Source organism: Cyanobium sp. L1E-Cus (assembly GCF_024345755.1).
GTDB classification, from domain to species: Bacteria; Cyanobacteriota; Cyanobacteriia; order PCC-6307; family Cyanobiaceae; genus Cyanobium_A; species Cyanobium_A usitatum.
On sequence record NZ_JAGQBS010000014.1, the window covers coordinates 16,155 to 37,546 of the forward strand.

Here is a 21,392-nt window from a genome sequence, read left to right on the forward strand (position 1 = left end):
AATCGACTGGAGTGCGCGTGATCGGGCCGCAACTGGGTGAGTTGCTAAGGCTGATTGATTTGCGCTTGCTCCTTGATCTGCTATTTGCCTTCGGCCTGGGCGTGCTTGTGCTCGGCCGGGTCACCGAAGCCCGCACCCTCTGGCTGCTACGGGGTTATTTGTTGCTGGTGGCCCTGGCCTGGGTGGTTCAGCGCTACGCCAACCTGCCGCTCACCAGCAAGCTTGTTGATGCCCTGGTGCTGGCCTGCAGCCTCGCCCTGGCGATTCTCTGGCAGGGGGAGCTGCGCAGGCTGATGGAGCTGCTTGGCACCGGCCGCATCGGAGTTTTGTTTGGCAGCCGCAGCCAAGATCAACTGGGGTCGGGATCGGTGGCGGTTCTGAGTGAGGCTGCCGGCCGTCTTTCCCAGGCCCGCCGGGGCGGCTTGATCGTTGTGGATCTGGGCAGCGACCTGCGCCCCGAAGACTTCTTGAATCCAGGCATTGGCCTCGACGCCAAGCTGTCGGTGGATTTGCTGCTCAACCTGTTCGCCGCTGACACGCCACTACACGACGGTGCCGTGCTGGTGAAGGCCAACCGCATCGTCGCTGCAGGTGTGATCCTGCCCCTATCCCGTCAGGGCATAAACCGCTATGGCACCCGCCATCTGGCGGCTCTAGGGCTGACCGAGCGCTTCGATCAGTGCCTCGCGATCGTTGTGTCGGAGGAAACCGGCACCCTGTCGCTGGCGAGTCAGGGCCGCCTGGAGCGGCCAATTACCAGTAGCCGTCTGCACGACCTGCTCAGCCAGGCCCTGGCCTTGCCTGTTGGGCGTAGCGTGGCGAAGGACACGCCGGAATCACGCGGATGAGTCGCGCCCTGGCGACCACCACTGCGAAAGCCTCCCAGCCCGTTCCGGTTGGCCTCGATCCCGCGCGCCTGCCGGTCCATGTGGCCGTGATCATGGACGGCAATGGCCGCTGGGCAAAGCAGCGCAACCTGCCCCGGGTGATGGGCCACCGGGAGGGGGTTGAGGCCCTTAAGCGCACCTTGCGGCTCTGCAGCGACTGGGGCATCGGCGCCCTCACCGCCTACGCCTTTTCCACCGAAAACTGGAGCCGCCCTGGCGAGGAGGTGAGCTTTCTGATGGCCCTGTTTGAGCGGGTGCTGGCCCGCGAGCTTCAGTCCCTGGAGCAGGAGCAGGTGCGGATTCGCTTTCTTGGCGATCTTGAGCCACTGCCAGAGGGTCTGCGGCGCCTGATTGCCGATGCCACCGAGCGCACGGCAGCTAATACGGGAATTCACTTCAACGTTTGCACCAACTACGGCGGCCGAGCCGAGCTGGTGCGGGCTGCCCAGCGACTGGCCCAGCGCTGCGTGGCTGGGGAACTAGATCCTGCCGCAATAGATGAGCAGCAGCTTGCCGCCGAGCTGCACACCGCTGGTGAGTGCGATCCGGATCTGTTGATCCGCACCAGTGGCGAGAGGCGCATCAGCAATTTCCTGCTTTGGCAGCTCGCCTACGCCGAAATCCACATCACCGATGTGCTCTGGCCCGATTTCAATCAGGCGGCCCTGCTGGATGCCCTGCTCGACTACCAGGGCCGCCAGCGCCGCTTTGGTGGTGTCGAACCCTGCTGAACTCGCCTTGATCACGCGTCACGACTGGTCCCGTTCTGAAATCCAGGCGCTGTTGGAGCAGCCGCTGATGGAGTTGCTTTGGCAGGCCCAGCAGGTGCACCGCGCCGCCAACCCCGGCTACCACGTGCAGCTGGCCTCCCTACTCAGCGTCAAGACCGGCGGCTGCGAAGAGGACTGCGCCTACTGCCCCCAGTCGCTGCACAACAGCAGCGATGTGGCGGGCCGGCCGGAGCTGGAGGTGGAGCCGGTGCTGGAGCGGGCCCGGGCCGCCAAGCAAGCCGGGGCCCATCGCTTCTGCATGGGCTGGGCCTGGCGTGAAATCCGCGACGGCGCTCCCTTTGAGGCAATGCTGCAGATGGTGCGCGGCGTGCGCGAGCTGGGCCTGGAGGCCTGTGTGACCGCCGGCATGCTGAGCGATTCCCAGGCCGAGCGCCTAGCTGAGGCCGGTCTCACCGCCTACAACCACAACCTCGACACCAGCCCCGAGCACTACGACCGGATCATCACCACCCGCACTTACCAGGAGCGGCTGGAGACCCTGGCCCGGGTGCGGCGCTCCGGCATCACCCTCTGTTGTGGCGGCATCATCGGCATGGGCGAAACCGACGCCGACCGGGCCGGGCTGCTGCAGGTGCTTGCCAACCTGGATCCCCACCCGGAGAGTGTGCCGATCAATGCCCTGGTGGCGGTGGAGGGCACCCCCTTAGAAGATCTGCCGCCGGTCGACCCCCTAGAGCTGGTGCGGATGGTGGCCACGGCCAGGATCTTGATGCCCCAGGCGCGGGTGCGGCTCAGTGCAGGCCGCGAGCAGCTGGGTCGGGAAGCCCAGATTCTTTGCCTGCTCGCTGGGGCCGATTCAATTTTTTATGGCGACACCCTGCTCACCACCTCCAATCCAGCCGTCGATGCCGATCGGGAGCTCCTGGCCGCCGCCGGCGTGCAGGTGGGCGGATGAGTGTGCTGGTGGCGGCGTTTTATCGCTTCGCCGCCCTTGAGGGCCTGCCAGACCTGCAGCGTGAGCTGGGCGACCTGGCGGCAGCCGAGGGGGTACGCGGCACGATCCTGCTGGCGGCTGAGGGGGTAAACGGCACGATTGCCGGAGCAGATGCTGGCGTGCAGGCGCTGCTGGCTCGGCTGCGGCAGGTGGCTGGCCTGGAGCGGTTGGAAGCCAAGTTCAGCCGCTCGGAAATTCAGGCTTTCCACCGGCTCAAAGTGCGGCTCAAGCGCGAGATCGTGACCATGGGTGAGCCCCAGGTGAGTCCCTATCTGGCCTCGGAGGTGGGCACCCACGTGCCCCCTGGGCAGTGGGATGCCTTGATCGCCGACCCCGACACCCTGGTGATTGACACCCGCAACGCCTACGAGGTGGCGATCGGCAGCTTTGAGGGTGCGATTGATCCAGGCACCGCAACTTTTCGCGATTTTCCCCAGTGGGTGGAGCGGGAGCTCAGGCCGCTGGTTGAGCAGCGCCAGCCTCGGGCGATTGCGATGTTCTGCACCGGTGGCATCCGCTGTGAGAAGGCCACGGCCTACCTGCAGCAGCAGGGTTTTGCCGGGGTGCACCACCTTGAGGGGGGCATCCTGCGCTACCTCGAGGAGATCCCAGAGCCGCTAAGTAGCTGGCGTGGCGAGTGCTTTGTGTTTGATAAGCGAGTAGCCGTCAACCACCAGCTCGAGCCCGGTGAGCACAGCGTTTGCCATGCCTGCGGCCTGCCGCTTTCACCTGCCGATCGTGCGCTGGCCAGCTACGTGGCCGGGGTGAGCTGCCGCCACTGCATCGAGCGCTTCAGCGACGCTGATCGGCAGCGCTTCGCCGAGCGTCAGCGCCAGATGGAGCGAGCCCGCCAGCGGGGTGAGTACCACCTTGGTGGGCGCCCCGTTGGCTGACTACCAGCCAATTTTGTACAGCTTTCGCCGCTGTCCCTACGCGATCCGGGCGCGGCTGGCTTTAGCTGCCGCGGGCCTGCAGCCTGGCCAGGACTTGGAGTTGCGCGAGGTGAGCCTCAAGGCCAAGCCCCCCGAGCTGCTGGAGGCCTCCGCCAAGGGCACGGTGCCAGTGCTGGTGCTGGGGGCTCAGGTGCTGGATGAAAGCCTGGCAATCATCCGCTGGGCCCTGGAGCGCCGCGACCCCCTCGGCTGGTTGGCGGGCTGGAGCCCTGCCCAGCTGGCCGATATGGATTCACTGATCGCCGCCAACGACGGCCCCTTCAAGCAGTATCTCGATCGCTTCAAATACCCAGATCGCTATCCAGGGGAGCCAGCCAGCACCAACCGGCTTGCTGGCCTCACGATCCTGCGCCGCTGGAACGAGCAACTGGGGGCAGGAGGCTGGTTGCTCGGCGATCGCCCTTCCCTGGCCGACTGGGCCCTGCTGCCCTTCGTGCGCCAGTTCCGCCTGGTGGATCCGGCGGGTTTTGATGCCGAGCCGCAGTTGGCGGCGCTCCAGGCCTGGCTGGGTCGGTTTTTGGCTTCTCCGGAGCTGGCGGCCGTGCAGGAGTTTCCCTGGGCGGCGCGGACCCCTTGGCGCTCACCTGGCTTGCTTTATCACCTGGCGCTGCGGCAGGAGTGGCAGACGGCCCGGGCCGATGGCGTGTATCGCCGCTCTACTCGTGGCTTGGCTTTGGAATCGGTGGGCTTCATCCACCTCAGCTCAGCGCACCAGGTGCCGGCCACCGCTAGCCGCTTCTACGCCGATCTGCCCGCCGCTGAGGTGTTGTTGCTCACGATTGATCCCCAGCGCCTTGCCGCTGCCGGTTTGGAGGTGCGCTTTGAGCCGGCTGCCCCGAACGCCGGCAGTACGGGCGGGGAGCTGTTCCCCCATCTCTACGGCGCCCTGCCCCCAGAGGCGGTGCGGCTGGCTGAGCCGTGGCGGCCATGATCAGCCCTCTGCCAGCACCGAGTCTGGTCGAGCTGGAGGCCGAGGCCAGTCGGCGCGGTCTGTTGCTGCGCCTGCAGGTGGGCCGGCCAGCTGGGGTGGCCTGGAGCCTGCGGCTGGGGGTGGCGCGCAGGGATGGGGAGAGGTTGGTGCTGCTGGGTGAGATGAAGGGCTGGGCCCTGCCTGCGGCCGCTGGCCTGCGGCTCGACACGATGCGGGTGCAGGGGGAGGACACGGCCGCCGTAGGACCCTTGATCTGGGCGGCCACCTTTGCCTGGGCCCTGGAGGCAACCCCCTGCCGCCAGGCCACGATCCTGGCCATCCGCGACAGCGAGGCCCAGCACCGCCGCCTGGTGCGCTACTTCCGCCAGCTGGGCTTCAGCCCCCTGCGCGAGCTCGGTGCCGGCGTTGCCGATTTGGCCCCCCGGCTGATCTGGGGAGGCGCTGGCCTGTTGATGCGGGCCGATTGCACAGAGGTGTTGCGCCGCAGTGGACGGCGGCTGGGGCTGGGTTGATCAACTTAGAAGCCGGCATCAGCTTGCAGCTGCTTCAAAACTGCAGCTGCAAGCCGATGCCGGCCGCCAGGATCGGTTCGACGTTGCTGCCATCGGGGTTGAGGATCAGCTGCAGCACCGGCTGAAGGCTGAGGTTGGCGTTCACCAGCCAGCTGTAGTTGAGCTCGAGCACGGTTTCACTGCTTTGGCCAGGCGAGAGGCTGGGGCTGAAGCGGCTGCTGCCGATCCCTAGGGCCAGCACGTCGAGGGGGCGGCCTGGCACTAGCCCCTGACTGAGCCAGCCCCCACCGATAAACAGGGGTATGGGGTTGGTGTCCCACTCAAAGCCGGCGTTTACGCCCAGCCAGAAGCGGTTGTCGAGCCCCAGCGGTAGCGGCGCCGCCATGGTGAGGGTGGCCATGGCGGCGCCATCCAGGTTGCCTGTGCTGCGGTTGTCCACGTAGCCGCTGGCGATCTGTAGCAGGGGTGGTGGCAGCTGGCGAGTGATTTGCTGGTCGCCGGCGCGGATTGGCTTTTGCATCGCCGCCGCTCCTGGTAAACGCTCATAACGCCATTGCACTATCTGCAGGTGGCCGTTTAGGCGCTGCTGGTCGGGGTTGACGCCGAATAGGGAAGCCAGGCTGTATTCGGGATCCAGCAGAAAGGCGCCGTAGTGCCATTCGCCCCAGCGGCCGGCGGGCTCCGGTCGCCAACTCAGCTGCAGGCCAGGGGCGGTGTAGGGGTTGATTGGCAGCCCGTCAACACTGAGGTTGAGGGTGTCGTTGAGGGCTGAGTGCACGTAGGCATCAAGCACCGGTGCACTGACGAAACCCGGATTGAGCGAGAACACCCCGGCCTTGATGCCGATACCGCCTTGGCCTGGCTGGCGCTCCACGCTGGCTTCGGTGAGCCAGAGGCCGGTGGGGTGGGCTGTGCTCTGCAGGGGGAAAGCGGCGCCGATGCTCTCTGCGTAGTTGGCATCACCGCTGAACAGCATCAGCTGCAGGTTGGTGCGCCAGTGGTCGGCCTCCTGCCACTGCTGCGGCTCCTTGGCCAGCCCGCTGCTGAATGTTGCACCAAAGGTGAGTTGCTGCATCCAACTGGCGCCTTGACGCTCGCCACCGCTGGGGTTGGCCAGGGGCTGGGCCTGCAGGTTGAAGTCGAGGTCGAGCCAGCTGGCTGTTGGCGCCGGCTCGGCCAAAACTGAATGCGGCAGCAGCCCATGACTTGCCAGCAGCAGTAGGGGTGCCAGCAGGCGTTTGGGGGATCTTGCCACTGGCTTGGAGCGGCGTTGGGGCAAGTATGCCGCTGCTGGCATCTCCGCGCTCCGCAACAATGGCGGCCTGGGTTGAGGTAGGGGGGTTGGATGGGTTTTGATCCCCGCCACTGGCGTCCCTCTGCCACCTCACCTCCGGTTACGGCCAATCTGGAGGAGCTGCTGGCCGAAAACGAGAGCCTGCGCCGGGAGGTGCGGGCTCTGAGGCAGCAGTTGGACCAGCACGCCTGGTCGCACCAGCACTCCTGGTCACCCCAGCAAGCCTGGTCACCCAATCGGGCCCGCAGCCGCGTCACCTCCGCCGCTTCCCACGGGATCACCGCGGCGCGGTTGGAGCGCTGGGGAGCTGCCATGGCATCCCATCCCCGCTGGCAGGAGCTGCGCCTGGGGCCGCCCGCTGGCTTGCGGGGTTTGGTGGAGGAGTTGCGCAGCCAGTGGTGGGATCCGCGACTCGAGCTGGAACAGGAGCTAAACCGCCGCTGCCCCGGCCTGGGCTCCGAGCTGGTCGAGGCTTTGCGGGGACCCCACTGCCGCTGGCGCTGGGCTGTGCGGGCAGCCTTTGCGCTCTATGGTCCGCGCGCTCCGGAGTGGCTGGAGGAGGCCCCAATGCGGGTCGTGGAGGAGTTGCTGCGGCGCAGCCCAGGCAGCTCTGGCACAACCTCCAGCGCAGCTGATCCTCGCCAGCAAGCCCTAGCGCTGTTGGGCTTGGCGCCCGGTGCCAGCCCTGCCGAGATCCGGCGGGCCTACCGGCGACTGGCTAAAAATCACCACCCCGATCTAGGTGGAGAGGTGACGGCCTTCCATCGCCTTGATGCGGCCTATCGATTGCTGGTCGGTTGAGGGGCTGCGTGATAGCTGCTACGCACCAGCGGCCCGCTGCGCACCTGCTCAAACCCCAGCTGCCTGGCGATGACGCCCAGCTGCTCGAATTCCGCCGGAGTCCAATAGCGAGCCACCGGAATGTGGGCAAGGGATGGGCGCAGGTATTGGCCCAGGGTTAGGCGCTGGCAATCGACTGATCGCAGGTCGCCCATCGTCTGCAGCACCTCGGCTTCGGTTTCGCCCAGCCCCAGCATCAGCCCACTCTTGGTGGGGATGGCGGGCGCCAGTTCGCGGGCAGCGGCCAACAAGGCCAGGGAGCGGCGGTAGGTGGCGCCCCGTCGTACCTCCCCCTGAAGGCGCTCCACGGTTTCGAGGTTGTGGTTAAAGCAGGCGGGCTGCGCCGCTAGCACTGCGGCCAGCCGTTGCCGTTGGGCCGCCAAACCCTCCTGTTCGTCGCGATGGCCGCCCCAGAAGTCGGGGGTGAGCACTTCAATGCCCACTCCGGGTGTTCGCTGGCGGATCGCAGCCATGGCGGTGGTGAATAGGTGGGCGCCGTGGTCGGCCAGGTCGTCGCGGGCCACGGCCGTGAGCACCACATAGGAGAGCTGGAGTGCGGCAATTGCCTCGGCCACCCGCTCGGCCTCGCCTGCATCTAGGGGCTGGGGTGCCTGGCCCTTCTCCACCTGGCAGAAGGCGCAGCTGCGGGTGCAGATCGGGCCTCCCAGCAAAAAGGTGGCGGTGCCAGCGGCATAGCACTCGGCTCGGTTGGGGCAGCGGCCCTCCTCGCAGATGGTGTGAAGCCGTTGCTGCTTCACCAATCCCTGCACGTTTTCCAGGGCTGAGGCATTGCCCACCGGACGTCGCAGCCACTCGGGCAGCCGTTCGGCTGGGGCGATGCTGCTGTAGCGGGTCGTGCTGGTCATGGCAGGGCCACCCTTGTGCTTACTCCACCTGGCGCCGACCTTCAAAGGCCCGGGCCAGGGTGACTTCGTCGGCGTATTCCAGCTCGCTGCCGACGGGCAAGCCGTAGGCAATGCGACTCACGGTGGTGAAGGGTTTGAGCAGCCGGGCTAAATAGAGGCTGGTGGTATCTCCTTCGACGCTTGGTGTCAGGGCAAGGATCACCTCAGTGATGGATTCCTTATCGACCCGGTTCACCAGGGGCTGGATCTGCAGCAGCTCGGGACCGATGCCATCCATTGGTGAGATCAGTCCACAGAGCACGTGGTAATGCCCCTTGAACTCCCTGGTGCGCTCCATCGCCAGCAGGTCGCGGGAATCGGCCACAACACAAAGCTGGCCGTTGCCGCGCTCTTCGTTGCGGCAGATCTCACAGATCGGCTCGGCCGAGAGGTGGAAGCAGCACTTGCACTGGCCCACCTGGCTGCGGGCCGCCAGCAGGGCGTCGGCGAAGTTGCGAACCTGCTCCTCAGGCTGGCGCAAAAGGTGCAGAGCCAGCCGCTGGGCCGTGCGCGGGCCAATGCCAGGTAAGCGCTCGAACTGGTCGATCAGCCTGGCCAGGGGGCGGGTAAAGCCGCTCAGCAGTCCGCCGCAATTGCTCAGAACTTAGGCAGCCAGCTCGATCAGCTGGGATTGGGGGCACCGCTATCGAGGCTGGCCCTATCAAGTTGTGCTCCATCAAGTTCTGCTCCATCAAGTTGAGCCCCTTCCAGCAGGGCACCCTCAAGATCCGCCCCAACTAAAATGGCTCTGCGCAGGTCGGCATCGCGCAGATCAGCGCCGCGCAGGTTGGATCCGCTCAGATCGGTGCCGGCCAGGTTGGCTCGGCGCAGCACGCTCCCTTCCAGGTTGACGTTGTGCCAGTGGCCGTTGGCAGCCTGCAGATTGCGTAGGTCAAAGCCCGCTAGCTCCTGGCCGTCGATTGGTAGCCCGGCGCTGTTAAGGATTTCCAGAGCAGAAATACGCCCCACCAGCCATTTGACGCCTGAGGCATTGCAGTTCATCAGCAGCTCGTAGGCCTCGATGTTGTCGCGCTGGCGCCGTTTTTGAGCCTCCAGCACGTAGAGGAAGGCGGCCGTCACGATGCTCAGCGATTCCACATTGCCGACGCTGATCAGGGCCTCCGCATCCCGCCAAAGGCACCCCGGGGCCCAGCGGTTGTTGCGGCAGGTGGCGTAGCTGTTCACCACCAGCAGCAGCGCCATGGCCGCTGCACCAGATAGGGCCAGGCGGAACAGAAAGGAGCCGTCCAGCAGGCGGAAGAAGCGGGAGTCGTGACGACGCTGCTGCCGGTCCACCCAGGTGGATTGGCGTGGCATGGGGAGACTGGAGATCAGGAACCCATGCTGACCCCTGGGGGCTCGGCTGCCCAGCAGAATGGCGCCACGCAACGCGCCTTGAGCCATGGCTGTTTTTTGCAATCAGGCTGGTTTTTGCAATCGGGCTGGCCTACGCGCCTTTATGCCGCGTCTGGTTGCCTTGGTGCTGGCGGGGCTGCTGGTTGCTTGCAGTGCTGCGGCAGCCGGGCTCAATGGTTTCCAGAGCCCCGATGGCCGCTATGCGTTCCTTTATCCCACCGGTTGGACGCGGGTGCAGGTGAGTGGCGGCCCCCAGGTGGTGTTCCACGACCTGATCAACAGCGATGAAACCCTCAGCCTGGTGATCTCGGAGGTGAACCCCACTAACGACTTGGAAAAGCTCGGCAGCGCCGTGGCGGTCGGCGAGCAGCTGCGCCGCACGGTGATTGCCCCTGAGGGCAGTGGCCGCCAGGCTGAGCTGGTGGAAGCGTCGGAGCGGCAGGAAGGTCCCCGCACCTTCTACGACCTTGAATATGCCGTGCACCTCGAAGACCGCGACCGCCACGAGTTGGCCACCGTGGTGCTCGATCGCGGCCGGCTATACACATTTGCGGCCAGCACCAACGAGATTCGTTGGGCCAAGGTGAAGGACATGTTCCATCAGGTCGTCACCTCCTTCACCCTGCTGGTGTGACGGTTTCGGCCCCCGCCGATGTGGTGATCGTTGGCGCTGGGTTGGCTGGTGGTCTGTTGGCCTTGGCGTTGCGGGAGCTGGGGGCGTCGGTGACGGTCGTTGATGCCCCGGCCAGCAATGGGCTTTGCTCCGCTACCGAGCTCAGCTATGGCGCTCTGCCGGGATGGCCCCTGGCTCCAACCCCCTTAGCTCGCTTGGCGGCCGGAGCCTCTAAGCGTTGGCGGTTTCTGCAAGAACGCCATGGTGATTTGGGCTGGCGGCCCTGCCGCTTGCGTTTGCACGGGGCTGCCGCCGGTTGGCGTCCCCTTAGTGCCTGGTGGCCGCTGCCCTTCTCCCAGGTGGATTCCGCAGTGTTGGCAGCGCGCCTGCCGCTGGCGCTGGCGGCGGCGGGGGTGACGTGCAAAAGGGGCCGGGTGGAGCGCTTGGAGCCGCAGGCTGGGGCAGGCTGGGAATTGGCCCTCAGTGATGGCTCCAGCCTGCCGGCTGCCCAGCTGGTGCTGGCGGCAGGCGCTCATTGCCGCCAGCTCTGGCCGGCCCTGCCCCAGCGCTTGCGCAGCAGCTGGGCGGCGGCGCTGCAGCTGGCCTCCTTCCCGGCGCCGCTGGGCCGGGCGGCGGCCTGGCTGCCGCTCAGCTTTGGGCGGGTCGCCCTGGAGCGGCGCGCCGCTGGCCTGAGCCAGCCGGAGTGGCTGGTGGATGGCGGGTTGGTGCCCCGGGGAGAAGGGGCCCTGCTGGGCCAGCACACCCTGGTGCGACCAGGCCTGGAGCTGGGCCCAGCGCCGCCGCCTTTGGAGGTGGAAGGGCAACTGCGCCAAGAGCTGGCGGTGCAAGCCTGGGGGGAGCCGCTGGCGGCGCTGCCTGGTTGCCTGCGCCAGGCGGCCGTGGCCTTTTGTAGTGAGGGCTTGCCTTTGGTGGGTCAGCTGGCAGGGGCGCCTGGGTTGTGGCTGTTTACGGGCTTTAGTGCGGGCTTTAGCCAGGTGCCGGTGTTGGCGCCCCTGCTGGCCCAGGTCCTGGTGTCAGGGGGAGCGCAGGCGGAAGCGGCAACGCGGCGCCTGCAGCAGCTGGGCCTGACAGGTGCCTTTTAATCCTGCAAGCTGGGCGCTATGACTCAGGCCAGCCCCCCCGCAGCAGCGCCCAAGCCCCGCGGGCAAGGGCTGAGCGATCACAACCAGGTGGGCGTGAGCCTGGCGGGGGTGGGCGGTGTGCTGGTGCTGTGGGCCCTGTTCTGGCCAGTGCCCACCGAGGTGGAAGGCATGGGCGTGTTGATCTACCCCGACAACGCCGGCATCCTCAACGCCCGTGCCGGCGGCCAGGTGCGGGAGTTGTTCGTCAAGGAGGGGCAGCCGGTGGCGCGCGGCCAGGTGCTGATGCAGCTGTATCTGCCGGTGCTGGAGCGCCAGCTCGACCAGCAGCGCGGCAACCTGCGTCAGTTGGAGCGCCATAACGCCCAGCTCGACGAGCGCGATGCCCTGCGTCTGCTCACCGAAAAGCGGGCCCTGGATACGTCTATGGCCAAGTTTTCCGACGATCGCCGTCGCTACGGCGAATTGCAGTCGACCTACTCCAGCAAACTGCGCAACCTTGATTGGCTGGCCCAGCGCGAGGTGGTGGCTCCGCTGTCTTCTGAGGTGGTGTCGGCGGAGCAGGGGCTCACCAGCACCAGCGTGAATCTCGATGACGTGAAGATCAACGAGAAGAACGTGGTGACCAACTACCAGCAGGTGAAGCTCAGCATCGAAACCCAGGCCCTGCAGCGCCGTTATCAGATCGACGATCTCAAGCGCCAGATCCAGGTGACCGAGGCCAAGATCAGCTTCGACGGCAAGGTGCATGCCGACCGGGACGGCACGGTGCTGGATCTGCAGGTGATCGCCGGCCAGACCGTGGGCACTGGCCAGCGGCTTGGGACGATCGGTCGGCCTGAGCAACCCAGCGCCAAAGACCGCCCGCTGCGGGTGGTGTCCTACTTCGCGCCCGCCGATGCCCGTCGCCTGCCGCTGGGGCTGCCCGTGGAGGTGGTGCCGCAGTGGAACCAGCGCGGCCGCTTTGGCGGCATCGTGGGCAAGGTGACGCAGGTGCTCACCCTGCCCGCCACCGAGGACGACATCGCCACGACCACCGGCAACGCCCAGCTGGCCCAGGCGCTGACGAAGAACGGGCCGGTGATGCGCAGTGAAATCGAGCTGGAGCGGGATCCCTCCAGCGTGGACGGCTACCGCTGGACCCTCTCGGGGGGGAGCGGCGTCTTCCCAATCCGCGAGGGCCTCACGGTGTCGACCCATGCCTACGTGGAGTGGCGCTCGCCGATCAGCTACGTGATCCCCGGCCTGCGTTCGCTCACCGGTGGCTACCGCACTCCCTGGATCGATCAACGCTGGAACCTGCCCTTCTTGCGCCAGCCCAATACTGATTCGTGACTCGCCCCGTGGACGCCAAGCCCCGTTTCCAGATCCGCAACCCCCTGCTGCGGCAGGAGTTCCCCTGGCTGGTCAGCGAGGTGGTGCTGCTGCTGATCCTGTTCAACGCCAACCCGCCGGAGCTGTGGTTCTGGCTGGTGGTGCTGCTGGTGGTGCTGCTTTATCGCGTCGAGCGCTGGTGGTCGTCGCGGCCAAGCGCCTGAGTCCACCAGGGCCATTATTATTTCTTCTTGCTCAGGGTTGGCTGCTGATCTGCAGCTGCGGCTGGATCGGCGCGTTGGGATCCCGGGGCATCGGCAGCAGCTCCTTCAGCAACTTCGCGTAGGTGATGTTCACGTTGACCGTGGCGTTGATCCGCCGCACCAGGCTGTTGATCAGGCGGTCTTGGGTATTGGAGAGATTGAGCTCGCTGTCGAGGCCGGTTAAGTAGCGCAGCCGCACATCACGGAAGGCCTCCAGGGCGGCCGCCACGCCTCGGCGAGCTGAACTCAGCTTGGCCAGGCTGGCTTCGTGGTTGAAGAAGGCCTGTTCGAGCCGCAGGCGGATGTCATTGCGCGTGGCGGCGTACTGCTGGGCGGTGGCCGCGGCCTGTTTGGTCAGGGCACGGGCCTGGCCTGCGGTGGTGCCGGCATCAAACAGCAGCCAGGTGAAGGTCAAACCCACCGACCAGTCCCAACCGTTGGTGGTGCTCAGGGGCAGGGCGGTGGAGCCGCAGCAGCCCCCTCCACCTAGCTCGAAGTCGCCCAGGCTGGTTTGGGAGCCGCTGCCGCCGGCGTTGGCAAACAGCGACAACCGTGGCAGCAGGCCCGCAGCGGTGGCCTGGCTCTGCTGGACCAGAGTCGTTCGAGTGGCCAGGATCGCCTCCAGCTCCGGATTGCCCCGGTAGGCCGCCAGCAGGCTGGCCTCCAGATCGAGGGGCCAGCGGGGCTGCACCACGATCGGGTCGCTGGGGCTGGGAGTCACGCTGGCGGGCAGGTTGAGCAGCACCGCCAGTTGGCGGCGCGCCACCGCCCGGTCGGCTAGGGCCTGGATCAGGGTCTCTTCATCGGCGGCCTGGATGGCCCGGCGCCGCAGCACATCGAGCCTGGGCACCAGACCCGCCTGCTTGAGGTCGAGCGTGTCCTGCAGGACTACCAAGTCGTTGCGCAGGTTGGCGTCGTAGACGCGCACCAGCTGCTCCTCTTGCTGCAGGGAGTAGTAGGCCTCACTCACCTGCAGTTGCAGGGAGCGGAGCTGGTTGGCGTAGGTGTTGCGCTGCCGTTCAAGGACTGCGCGTGCCGCCCGAACCGTGGGCGTGCGCGCAAAGTCGAGCAGGGCGTAGTTGAGCTGCAGGCCTCCCTCAACGCCCCATTCCCCGGAGGTGGCCGCCACGGAACCGCCGTTGGGCACATAGAAGGGGCCGGCGGTGGGGTTTCCAGTTGAGTCGAGCAGCCCTGTGGGTGAGAACTGGGGGCCAAAGCCCAGGTTGTCGTTCGGCTTTTTCGCGGTGGTGGTGCTGCGGCTGCCCTCGTAGCCACCGTTGGCAAAGGCGCTGATGGTGGGCCAGTAGGTCCCCATGGCGGCCTGGACGCTGGCCAAGGCGGCGGCCACTTGCTCGCGTTGGGCCTGCAGGGTTGCGCTGTTGGCGAAGGCGATGGCCAGGGCTTGCTCCAGGCTGAGGCTGGCGACGCTGCCGGCCTGGAGCTGTTGGGGGTTGGGCAGATCCAGCGGCGGACCGGCCACCGTGTCGGCGGGTTGGATCGGACCGGCGGCGGGTTGGTTAGCCCGGATCAGGTTGGCGGGCAGCTCCGGGGTGCTGAGCACGTCGCCCACCGGGGGCTCGGGCTCGGTGGGGAGCAGCTGGTCGAGTGCCCGCAGCTCCGCATCCAGGCGCTGCCAGCTGCGCTCAATCAGCGCGGTGGACTGGGGTGGGGACTTGCGGGCTGGGAGCGACGCTGCCAGGCCAGCCGGGGCCCCATGGGCCGGAAGGATGCCGAGCAGCACCAGGGTCAGGGCGCGGTTGCGGATTGCCACGGTGGTTCCGTTTAGCCCCCTCAAGTAGGTCAGTCTGCTGAATGGAACGTCCTCTTGCCTAGGTGGGGTGTGCACTTTCCCGCACAGCAGCTCGGGGCACGGCAGCTCAGGGCACCGCAGCCCAAGCGGCCTCGAAGCCTCGGGTCGCTTCGACCAGTTGGTGGCATGTGATCGCCCGGCGTCCACCGCTGCTGCCCAGCAAAACCGCTGTGGCAAGCGGATCCTGGAAGGCTGACGTTTCAGCCTGCTCCAGCCGCTCCAGGTCCGGACCGGCGGCGGCATTGGCCCCCAGAGGTGGGGCGCTGGGCCAGTGCTGGGCCCAGCCATCGAGCTGGTCAGCTAGGTCTTGGAGGAGAGAGTGTTCCGCTTCCATCAGGGCTTTCAGGCCGGGACTGGTCAACGGCACCACCGGCAGGCGCAGCATGGTTCGGTAATGGCTGATCACGGCGCTGAGCCATTGCTCCTGTAGGTCCCAGAGGCGCTGCATCCTTTCTCCCATGCGGTCAGGTCCCAGCTCCTGGCTGGCCTCCTGGCGCTGGTTCTGGAGTTGGATGGTGGCATTAACCAGCTGGTTGCGCCGCTGCAGACGGGCGCTGGCCGTCAGTTCCCGCTCCTCCAGCAACAGGCTGGCTCGTTCTCGCAGCAGGGTGGCGATCTCGCCGAACAGTCGCTGGGAGTGTTCCTGGTGCTGCTCCAGGGCCCTGCTGGGCCAGATCTGGCTCACCGCCAGCCACGCGGCCAACACCCCGATCAGGGTCACCACCAGGCGGGTGGGAATCCAGCTGGCCAGATTGGTGTGGTGAACTGTCCAGCCCATGGATACGACTAGCCCGGCCACTTTGTAACCGGAACGCAGGCCGAGGGATCCTCCGAAGATCCGTGTCAGGGCAAGGGCTACCGCCACCCCAAGGGGCAGGGGCAGGGCTTGGCCCATGGTGTTGAACCCGATCGCCACGATCACTCCCCCAAGAAGGGTGCCCAGCACCCGTTGGGTGCCAAGCAAGCGGGTAGCGCCCACGGTGCCTCCCAGGGCCGCCCCCACAGCCAACGGGGCGTAGAACGCATCGGGGAGGCCCAGCACGATCACGAATCCAGCTGAGAGCCCGGCGGTGAGGGCTAGCCGCAGGTCGGTTCGCGTGATCAGGGGAGGAGCTTTCATGGCCGGACCCCATCTCCTCGGCTGGCCAGGGCCAGGCTCTGGGCACTGCGGGTGAGCCGTTGCAACTCATCGTCGAGGGCCAGCAAGAGCAAGGGAGGCAGACCCTGCGCCTGGGCTAGGTCCTGCAGGCGTTTCCGTTCCGGCAGACCCAGCACCTCTGGTGCCGGGCTTGGGCCGAGCAGTGCCGGCAGCCGCTCCAGCCACGGTGTCGCGGACGAGGCAAGGGCCCCCGGTGGTAACAGCTGCCCAAGACGCTGCAGCTGCAGGCTGTGGTGGTTGATGCGCTCCCAGAGCAGGCTGCGCTGGCGCCAGTGCTGCCGCTGGGCTGCGCCGGTTGGGTTGCTGCGCAACTCATCGTTCACCAGCTGGTTGAGTTGCTGGCAGAGGCGACTGCCCACGATCGGCTGGCTGGCTCGCCCGTCGCCGGCTGTTGGATCTTTGAGCTGGCGGCGGATCGCCTCCAGGCGTTGGCCCAGCACGCTCCGCAGCTGCTGGTCCAGTTGGCCCATCTCCGCGAGTCTGTTGATGGGCCAGAACAGGGCATTCACCAGCAGGGTGGCCGCCACTCCCACCAGGGTGTCGGCCGTGCGGTTGAGCACATAGATCCAGTTGAGCTCGGCGTAATCGGCCACCAGAAACAGCATCGAGCACATCACGATTCCGGTGGCCAGGCCGGCCTGCCAGCGCATAAGCCGCAGCAGGGGCACCACCACCAGCAACGACACCGTCAGCCCCACCCAGCCACTTAGGAGGGTGTGCACCAGAAAACTGACGATGCCGGCGCCGATCGTGCCCAGCACCCTGCCCCGGGCCGCGGCCATGACTCGGGTGTCGGTCTCGTCCATGCACATCACCACCGCCAACAGCGGATACCAGACGAAGCGCACGTCGCGGAAGCTGATTGCCCAGGCGCCGGCTAGGGCGGCGGCCAGACCGATCTTGAGGGCGGCGCGCAGGGCGGGGTGGCTCAGCACGCGGGACAGGGATCACAGCCTTGCGGTGATTCTGGCGTTCTCGTCCAGTGCGATCGATGATGGGTTGATTGGATCCGGATCATTGCCTTTCACCCTTGATTTGCAGATCCTGCTGCGCCTAGGCCTGGCGGTGCTGTGTGGTTTGGCTGTGGGCATCAATCGAGCCCACCATGGCAATACCAGCCATCCCAATCGCCTGCGGGTGCATGTGCTCGTGGGGCTCAGTGCCTGTCTGATGGTCCTGGCGGCAGGTGACGACCCCCAGGCCCGCAGCCGGGTGATTCAGGGGGTCGCCACCGGAATTGGCTTCCTGGGGGCGGGCGAGATCCTGGTGCCCCCTGCTGCTGACAAGAGGGGCCTGCCTGAGGTGCGCGGACTGACCAGTGCGGCTTCGATCTGGTTTACGGCTGCCCTCGGGGTGACCGTGGCGGCCTCCACCCCCTTGCTTGCAGGGGTGGCCCTGGTTCTGGCCCTGATCACCCTGTCTCAGCGGAGCAACGGCGAGTCGCGACCAGACATTGATCCTGCAGCAGATCAGAAGAGGAAGCGATAGCGGCCATCGCCGCTGCCTTCAGCTTCGTTGGAGCCATCCAGGACCGGCTGGGGCCACTCCGCCTCCCAATAGCTGATGTCATCGCGATAGAAGGGCCGTCCGCCCAGTCGCTTGGTTTCAAGCTGGGTCGTGCCCATGGCGGTGATAAGGCCACCCAGCTCCATGGGGCCCAGATCGGTTTTCAGATCCTTACCGGCTGCAGCCAGCAGGATTGGCAGGCGCACCAGATGCTCTGGCCTGGTGAGCTTGCGAAACAGGGCCTGTAGGGCTATTTGCTGGCGCTCCAGTCGGCCGATGTCGCCCATCTCATCGTGGCGAAAGCGCAGGAAGCCTTCTAGGTCTTGGCCTTTGAGATTTTGCAGGCCGGGTTGCAAGTCGATGTACAGGCCCTGACTGTTGTCGGTGTAGGCCATGCGTTTCGGCACGTCCACCTCGATGCCGCCGAGGGCGTCGGCCATGCGCCGGATCGCAGACAAGTTCACCACTAGGTGGTGCGTGATCGGTCGACCCAACTTGCGGGCCAATTCCCGTTTGAGCAGATCGGTGCCCCCGAGGCTGTAGAGGGCGTTGATTTTGTGGGGTCCGTAGCCTTCTGCCTCGATGTAGGTGTCCCGAGGTACCTGGGTGATCCGGGTGATGCCCCCATCCACCCGCAGGCTGGCGATCACATCGGTGTTGCCACCACCCACATCGGTGCCGAGCAGCAGGATGTCTTGGGTGGTGATGCCGCTCCAGGCCGCGAACGGATTGGTGATGGCGTTATTTGCTCCTGAGGCGGTGTCGCTGAGCAGTTCGGAAAGGGGCCCCGCCAGCAACAGGCCTCCGCCAAGGCCGACCCCGATCGCCAAGAGCACGGCACCGCGTTTGCTCCGCTTGCGGGGCCGCTTGGCCGGAGGGGTTCTCATCCCCTGAAAGCTATTGCACCAAGCGAACCTTTCACAAATGGGGGCTTGCCGCTGCCCAGAGTGGCCAGGCTAGAACGAGTTTATGAAGCTGTTGACGCAGGCCTGCAGGAAACACCGTGGATAACAGCAGAGCCTTCAACCGCTTTCAGCGCTAGAGGCTCTGCAAAAAATAACCCTGCCGTGGAGCTTCCGCGGCAGGGTTGGTGTCGCTCAGTGCGGAGCTAGAGGGCTTGCAGTACGGGCTGATGGGCTTGGCTTTACCAGCGGTTGCCGCCGCCACCGCCACCGTCATAGCCGCCACCGCCATAACCGCCACCACCACCATCGCCGCCATATCCACCGCCACCACGATTGCCACCGCCACCGCCGTAGCCCCCACGGCCGCCGCCACCACGACCACCACCACCACCACCACCACCACCGCCACCACCTTCACGGGGAGTGGCTTTGTTGACACGAATCATGCGCCCCATCCATTCGACGTCCTGAAGGTCGTCAATAGCCTTTTGTTCGGCCGCATCGTCGGCTAATTCGACAAAAGCGAAACCGCGTTTGCGACCGGTTTCTCGGTCTAGGGGCAGGCTGCACTGGCGCACCTCTCCGTATTGGCCGAAGAGATCAAGCAAGTCCTCGCGTTCAGCTTGGAACGAAAGATTGCCAACGTAGATAGTCATTAATGGAGCAAATCCTGGAACTGATTCGGTCGAAGCTGCGGTTCTTAGTGGTCCTAGTGGGAACTAGGGTGCCAAAAGAGGGGCCGTACCCTTTGAATCACGGCAAATGATACCGGGTGGCCTGGCCCCCAGCTAGCACTGGCGGAGCTTTTCATGGAGAACCGTAAAGCGGTTCTGAAGAGACTCTGAGGTTCAACCGGTGATCCCGGATGTCGTCCCAATGTCAGCAAACTCTGATCAACGCGGACCCATGATCACAGCACCTGTGCCTTGGAGCCTCGCCTGGCGTGAGGATGGCGAACTTGCCACCCAGGATCGTTTTGACCTGCTGCAGAGCCTGGTTGCTTGCGAAAGTGCAGAGGTTCAATCGACGTTGATCGCAGCCGTGGAGCGGTTGTCGATTACTGATTTGACCAGCCTGAGTGTGGGAGGCGTGACCAGTCTTTGCGCCTGAGGCGCTTTGGCCTAGCGGATCATCGCCCGGAGCTAGGTGCTGGGCTTGCTCACGGAGCGCTGGTCCAGGGTCCGCCCGCAGGCGTCATGGGCTTCCTCCACGTCGCTGCCCTTTGCAACTCGCTCACCAACGCAGGCGCAGGTGCGGTCGAGTTGGGCAGCGGGTGCAACTTTGCCCTCCCTTTGCAGGTCCGCCTGGTAAGCCGACAGGCAGAAGGCTTTCACTACCTCGGCAACGCTGATAGAGCGGCTGGCGGGAACCAGGGACACCAGCCCCAGGCAAAGCAGTCCGATTAGGACCGGGCGCGGGGGGCTGGGGTTCATGGAGCAAAAGGGCGGAAGCCCGAGGAGTTCACCCCTGGAACCTGGAAAGCTGCAGGGGTTTGTTCATCACCCGAAGTTGGCGCAGACCCTGGAAGACATCCTCGGGCATGCCCTTGGGTAGGTCCACGGTGCTGTGGGTGTCGAAAATCTGGATACGGCCGATGGCTCGCCCGTTCAGACCGGCCTCATTGGCAATGGCTCCCACGATGTTGCCGGGCTTGATGCGGTCGCGCCAGCCCAGTTCCACCCGGAAGCGCTCCATGTTGTCCTCTGGCGGACCCACGGGGCGTTCACCCCTGGGAGCTCCCCTGCCTACATCACGGCCAATCTCCCGACCCATTTCCCGGCCCCTTCCCCGGTCCCGGCCGAAGTCGCGACCGCCATCCCTACCGCCATCGCGGCCAGGACCGTTCTGACGCACTTGTTGGAAGTTCTCTTCGCCCTGCAAAAGCAGGGGTTTGCCCACCAGGCTCAGCTCTAGGGCCGCCAGGGCTAGCTGCTCAGGACTGGAGCCCTGCTCCTGGCCTACCCGTTGCAGGATTTCGCTGAGTAGCGCCCGTTCCTGCTCGCTGCTGGCTGGGGTTTGTAAGCAGTTGGTGAGCTTGGTGCGCATCCGGTCGAGCCGGTTTTGATTGATGGTGGCGTTGCTTGGCACCTCCATCTCTTCGATCGGCTTGCCCACGGCCCGCTCCATGCCGCCTAGGAAACGGCGCTCCCTCGGGGTCAGGAACAGGATGGCGTCGCCGCTGCGGCCAGCTCGACCGGTGCGGCCAATGCGGTGGACATAGGCCTCCGAATCGAAGGGGATGTCGTAGTTGATCACCAGGCTGATTCGATCTACATCGAGCCCGCGGGCAGCCACATCGGTGGCCACCAGTACGTCCACCTGGCCGCTCTTAAGCCGCTCGATGGTGCGCTCTCGCTGGGCTTGGGGCACGTCGCCGTTGAGCACGGCAACGTCGTAACCGTGCTGTTCAAGCGATTCGGCCACGGTGAGCGTGATCGCCTTGGTACGGGCAAAAATGATCACACCCTCACTGGTCTCTGCCTCCAGTACCCGCTCCAGGGCGGCTTGCTTGTGGGGCGCATGCACCATCAAGAAACGCTGACGAATGCGGGTGGCATCGGCGGCCTTTTGCTTGATGGTGATCTCAGCTGGAGCGTTGAGATATTTCTGCGATATGCGCCGGATTTCCGCCGGCATGGTGGCAGAGAACAGCACAACTTGACGCTGCTCAGGTAGTTGTTCGAGCACCCATTCGACGTCGTCGATGAAGCCCATGCGCAGCATTTCATCGGCTTCGTCCAGCACCAGGGCGCGAAGACTGGAGAGATCGAGGGTGCCTTGACGCATGTGGTCCATCACCCGGCCGGGGGTGCCCACCACGATCTGTACGCCGCGCTTGAGCTGATGGATCTGGTCGCGGAAATCAGCGCCGCCGTAGATCGCCAGGGTGCGTACACCGGGAAGGTGGCTGGCATAGCTGTTAAAGGCATCTGCTACCTGCAGCGCTAACTCCCTGGTAGGAGCGAGCACCAGCACCTGGGGCTTGCGCTGCTCGGGATCGAGGGCCGCCAGCATTGGCAGGGCGAAGGCAGCGGTTTTGCCGGTGCCTGTCTGGGCCTGTCCCACCAGGTCGCGGCCGAGCATCAGCTCGGGAATGGCGGCCTTCTGAATTGGTGAGGGCTCCTGATAGCCGATGGCTTCAAGGGCCTTCAGCAGTTCTGGGGCAAAGCCGAAGCGGGCAAAGCCCGAGGCAGTGGTTGCTTCTGTCTTGATCTCAGCTGCGTTGCTTTCGGATGTGTTGTTTTCAGTTGTTTGGGCGGGCGCGTCAATGTCGACGGAGCAAGCAAAGCTGCCGCCGTTGGCGTGTTCGGTCACGGGA

24 protein-coding genes are annotated in these 21,392 nt (G+C 65.7%); 13 read left to right on the plus strand and 11 right to left on the minus strand.

Going from position 1 to position 21,392, the window contains the following annotated elements:
• The first annotated feature begins 17 nt into the window (after window positions 1–17).
• The 6 genes from cdaA (at window position 18) to KBZ22_RS11930 (ending at window position 5,008) form a co-directional block, all read left to right on the plus strand.
• Complete coding sequence (gene cdaA / locus KBZ22_RS11905) at window positions 18–848, plus strand: diadenylate cyclase CdaA (RefSeq protein WP_106632743.1); 831 nt, start codon at window positions 18–20, stop codon at window positions 846–848.
• Entirely contained in the window at window positions 845–1,618 is a 774-nt protein-coding gene (locus KBZ22_RS11910) for an isoprenyl transferase (protein ID WP_254941183.1), read from the plus strand. The genes cdaA and KBZ22_RS11910 overlap by 4 nt, the downstream gene beginning before the upstream one ends.
• Before the next feature lie 67 nt (window positions 1,619–1,685).
• The gene (bioB, locus tag KBZ22_RS11915; RefSeq protein WP_396112063.1) at window positions 1,686–2,573 is read left to right on the plus strand and encodes a biotin synthase BioB; all 888 of its coding nucleotides are present in this window, start codon (window positions 1,686–1,688) and stop codon (window positions 2,571–2,573) included.
• Window positions 2,570–3,505, plus strand: a complete 936-nt coding sequence (locus tag KBZ22_RS11920; RefSeq protein ID WP_255022125.1) for a rhodanese-related sulfurtransferase — start codon at window positions 2,570–2,572, stop codon at window positions 3,503–3,505. The genes bioB and KBZ22_RS11920 overlap by 4 nt, the downstream gene beginning before the upstream one ends.
• Window positions 3,471–4,496: a DUF952 domain-containing protein gene (locus tag KBZ22_RS11925; RefSeq protein WP_255022126.1), complete on the plus strand. Its 1,026-nt coding sequence runs from the start codon at window positions 3,471–3,473 to the stop codon at window positions 4,494–4,496. Before KBZ22_RS11920 ends, KBZ22_RS11925 begins: the two co-directional genes overlap by 35 nt.
• Window positions 4,493–5,008 carry a hypothetical protein gene (locus tag KBZ22_RS11930; RefSeq protein WP_254941179.1) on the plus strand — a complete coding sequence of 172 codons (516 nt, stop codon included), beginning with the start codon at window positions 4,493–4,495 and terminating at the stop codon, window positions 5,006–5,008. The genes KBZ22_RS11925 and KBZ22_RS11930 overlap by 4 nt, the downstream gene beginning before the upstream one ends.
• A gap of 34 nt (window positions 5,009–5,042) precedes the next feature.
• Here the strand turns inward: KBZ22_RS11930 and KBZ22_RS11935 are convergent, their stop codons facing one another.
• Window positions 5,043–6,287, minus strand: coding sequence for a carbohydrate porin (locus tag KBZ22_RS11935; protein WP_255022127.1), 1,245 nt, complete (start codon window positions 6,285–6,287; stop codon window positions 5,043–5,045).
• A gap of 66 nt (window positions 6,288–6,353) precedes the next feature.
• Here KBZ22_RS11935 and KBZ22_RS11940 point away from each other — a divergent pair, with 66 nt between their 5' ends.
• Window positions 6,354–7,103 (plus strand): J domain-containing protein, encoded by a 750-nt coding sequence (locus tag KBZ22_RS11940; protein ID WP_255022128.1) that lies wholly within the window; start codon window positions 6,354–6,356, stop codon window positions 7,101–7,103.
• On the opposite strand, the gene lipA is transcribed toward KBZ22_RS11940, so the two are convergent.
• The 3 genes from lipA to KBZ22_RS11955 form a co-directional block, all read right to left on the minus strand.
• Window positions 7,082–8,008 carry a lipoyl synthase gene (gene lipA / locus KBZ22_RS11945; RefSeq protein ID WP_255022129.1) on the minus strand — a complete coding sequence of 309 codons (927 nt, stop codon included), beginning with the start codon at window positions 8,006–8,008 and terminating at the stop codon, window positions 7,082–7,084. The genes KBZ22_RS11940 and lipA overlap by 22 nt on opposite strands.
• A gap of 19 nt (window positions 8,009–8,027) precedes the next feature.
• Window positions 8,028–8,606, minus strand: coding sequence for a recombination mediator RecR (recR, locus tag KBZ22_RS11950; protein WP_106632752.1), 579 nt, complete (start codon window positions 8,604–8,606; stop codon window positions 8,028–8,030).
• A 62-nt stretch (window positions 8,607–8,668) separates the two neighbouring features.
• Window positions 8,669–9,451, minus strand: a complete 783-nt coding sequence (locus KBZ22_RS11955; protein ID WP_255022130.1) for a pentapeptide repeat-containing protein — start codon at window positions 9,449–9,451, stop codon at window positions 8,669–8,671.
• 55 nt (window positions 9,452–9,506) lie between these two features.
• Here KBZ22_RS11955 and psbP point away from each other — a divergent pair, with 55 nt between their 5' ends.
• The 4 genes from psbP to KBZ22_RS11975 are packed head-to-tail and all read left to right on the plus strand — an operon-like array spanning window position 9,507 to window position 12,654.
• Window positions 9,507–10,037, plus strand: coding sequence for a photosystem II reaction center PsbP (psbP, locus tag KBZ22_RS11960; RefSeq protein ID WP_254941218.1), 531 nt, complete (start codon window positions 9,507–9,509; stop codon window positions 10,035–10,037).
• Window positions 10,034–11,119, plus strand: a complete 1,086-nt coding sequence (locus KBZ22_RS11965) for an FAD-dependent oxidoreductase (RefSeq protein ID WP_255022131.1) — start codon at window positions 10,034–10,036, stop codon at window positions 11,117–11,119. The genes psbP and KBZ22_RS11965 overlap by 4 nt, the downstream gene beginning before the upstream one ends.
• A gap of 18 nt (window positions 11,120–11,137) precedes the next feature.
• Complete coding sequence (locus tag KBZ22_RS11970; RefSeq protein ID WP_255022132.1) at window positions 11,138–12,451, plus strand: NHLP bacteriocin system secretion protein; 1,314 nt, start codon at window positions 11,138–11,140, stop codon at window positions 12,449–12,451.
• Window positions 12,448–12,654, plus strand: a complete 207-nt coding sequence (locus tag KBZ22_RS11975) for a hypothetical protein (RefSeq protein WP_254999447.1) — start codon at window positions 12,448–12,450, stop codon at window positions 12,652–12,654. The genes KBZ22_RS11970 and KBZ22_RS11975 overlap by 4 nt, the downstream gene beginning before the upstream one ends.
• Window positions 12,655–12,685: 31 nt before the next feature.
• Here KBZ22_RS11975 and KBZ22_RS11980 read toward each other — a convergent pair whose 3' ends face one another.
• The 3 genes from KBZ22_RS11980 to KBZ22_RS11990 all read right to left on the minus strand — a co-directional run bounded on the left by KBZ22_RS11980 (window position 12,686) and on the right by KBZ22_RS11990 (window position 16,597).
• On the minus strand, window positions 12,686–14,464 hold the full coding sequence (locus KBZ22_RS11980) for a TolC family protein (protein ID WP_255022133.1): 1,779 nt from the start codon (window positions 14,462–14,464) through the stop codon (window positions 12,686–12,688).
• Between the two features lie 106 nt (window positions 14,465–14,570).
• Window positions 14,571–15,623, minus strand: a complete 1,053-nt coding sequence (locus KBZ22_RS11985; protein WP_255022134.1) for an aromatic acid exporter family protein — start codon at window positions 15,621–15,623, stop codon at window positions 14,571–14,573.
• Window positions 15,620–16,597, minus strand: a complete 978-nt coding sequence (locus KBZ22_RS11990; RefSeq protein ID WP_255022135.1) for an aromatic acid exporter family protein — start codon at window positions 16,595–16,597, stop codon at window positions 15,620–15,622. The genes KBZ22_RS11985 and KBZ22_RS11990 overlap by 4 nt, the downstream gene beginning before the upstream one ends.
• 82 nt (window positions 16,598–16,679) lie before the next feature.
• On the opposite strand from KBZ22_RS11990, the gene KBZ22_RS11995 reads away from it, so the two are divergent.
• Window positions 16,680–17,150, plus strand: a complete 471-nt coding sequence (locus KBZ22_RS11995) for an MgtC/SapB family protein (RefSeq protein ID WP_254999384.1) — start codon at window positions 16,680–16,682, stop codon at window positions 17,148–17,150.
• On the opposite strand, the gene KBZ22_RS12000 is transcribed toward KBZ22_RS11995, so the two are convergent.
• Together KBZ22_RS12000 and KBZ22_RS14305 are read right to left on the minus strand one after the other, a co-directional pair.
• The gene (locus KBZ22_RS12000) at window positions 17,132–18,055 is read right to left on the minus strand and encodes an LCP family protein (RefSeq protein WP_255022136.1); all 924 of its coding nucleotides are present in this window, start codon (window positions 18,053–18,055) and stop codon (window positions 17,132–17,134) included. The two genes, KBZ22_RS11995 and KBZ22_RS12000, sit on opposite strands and share 19 nt — an antisense overlap.
• Before the next feature lie 257 nt (window positions 18,056–18,312).
• The gene (locus KBZ22_RS14305; RefSeq protein WP_261354057.1) at window positions 18,313–18,729 is read right to left on the minus strand and encodes an RNA-binding protein; all 417 of its coding nucleotides are present in this window, start codon (window positions 18,727–18,729) and stop codon (window positions 18,313–18,315) included.
• 250 nt (window positions 18,730–18,979) lie between these two features.
• Between KBZ22_RS14305 and KBZ22_RS12010 the strand changes: the two genes are divergently transcribed.
• A complete protein-coding gene (locus KBZ22_RS12010; protein WP_254941943.1) occupies window positions 18,980–19,183 on the plus strand; it encodes a hypothetical protein in 204 nt (67 codons plus the stop codon).
• A 32-nt stretch (window positions 19,184–19,215) separates the two neighbouring features.
• Here KBZ22_RS12010 and KBZ22_RS12015 read toward each other — a convergent pair whose 3' ends face one another.
• Together KBZ22_RS12015 and KBZ22_RS12020 are read right to left on the minus strand one after the other, a co-directional pair.
• Window positions 19,216–19,506, minus strand: coding sequence for a hypothetical protein (locus tag KBZ22_RS12015; RefSeq protein WP_254960304.1), 291 nt, complete (start codon window positions 19,504–19,506; stop codon window positions 19,216–19,218).
• Window positions 19,507–19,534: 28 nt separating this feature from the next.
• On the minus strand, window positions 19,535–21,388 hold the full coding sequence (locus KBZ22_RS12020) for a DEAD/DEAH box helicase (protein ID WP_255022137.1): 1,854 nt from the start codon (window positions 21,386–21,388) through the stop codon (window positions 19,535–19,537).
• Between the last annotated feature and the right edge of the window lie 4 nt (window positions 21,389–21,392).

Bases quoted from the DNA above. Each gene is read 5' to 3' on its own strand.
- KBZ22_RS11910 (WP_254941183.1), top strand. From the start codon at position 845: ATGAGTCGCGCCCTGGCGACCACCACTGCGAAAGCCTCCCAGCCCGTT.
- bioB (WP_396112063.1), top strand. From the start codon at position 1,686: ATGGAGTTGCTTTGGCAGGCCCAGCAGGTGCACCGCGCCGCCAACCCC.
- KBZ22_RS11920 (WP_255022125.1), top strand. From the start codon at position 2,570: ATGAGTGTGCTGGTGGCGGCGTTTTATCGCTTCGCCGCCCTTGAGGGC.
- KBZ22_RS11930 (WP_254941179.1), top strand. From the start codon at position 4,493: ATGATCAGCCCTCTGCCAGCACCGAGTCTGGTCGAGCTGGAGGCCGAG.
- KBZ22_RS11940 (WP_255022128.1), top strand. From the start codon at position 6,354: ATGGGTTTTGATCCCCGCCACTGGCGTCCCTCTGCCACCTCACCTCCG.
- lipA (WP_255022129.1), bottom strand. From the start codon at position 8,008: ATGACCAGCACGACCCGCTACAGCAGCATCGCCCCAGCCGAACGGCTG.
- KBZ22_RS11955 (WP_255022130.1), bottom strand. From the start codon at position 9,451: ATGGCTCAAGGCGCGTTGCGTGGCGCCATTCTGCTGGGCAGCCGAGCC.
- psbP (WP_254941218.1), top strand. From the start codon at position 9,507: ATGCCGCGTCTGGTTGCCTTGGTGCTGGCGGGGCTGCTGGTTGCTTGC.
- KBZ22_RS11970 (WP_255022132.1), top strand. From the start codon at position 11,138: ATGACTCAGGCCAGCCCCCCCGCAGCAGCGCCCAAGCCCCGCGGGCAA.
- KBZ22_RS11985 (WP_255022134.1), bottom strand. From the start codon at position 15,623: ATGAAAGCTCCTCCCCTGATCACGCGAACCGACCTGCGGCTAGCCCTC.
- KBZ22_RS12000 (WP_255022136.1), bottom strand. From the start codon at position 18,055: ATGAGAACCCCTCCGGCCAAGCGGCCCCGCAAGCGGAGCAAACGCGGT.
- KBZ22_RS14305 (WP_261354057.1), bottom strand. From the start codon at position 18,729: ATGACTATCTACGTTGGCAATCTTTCGTTCCAAGCTGAACGCGAGGAC.
- KBZ22_RS12010 (WP_254941943.1), top strand. From the start codon at position 18,980: ATGATCACAGCACCTGTGCCTTGGAGCCTCGCCTGGCGTGAGGATGGC.
- KBZ22_RS12015 (WP_254960304.1), bottom strand. From the start codon at position 19,506: ATGAACCCCAGCCCCCCGCGCCCGGTCCTAATCGGACTGCTTTGCCTG.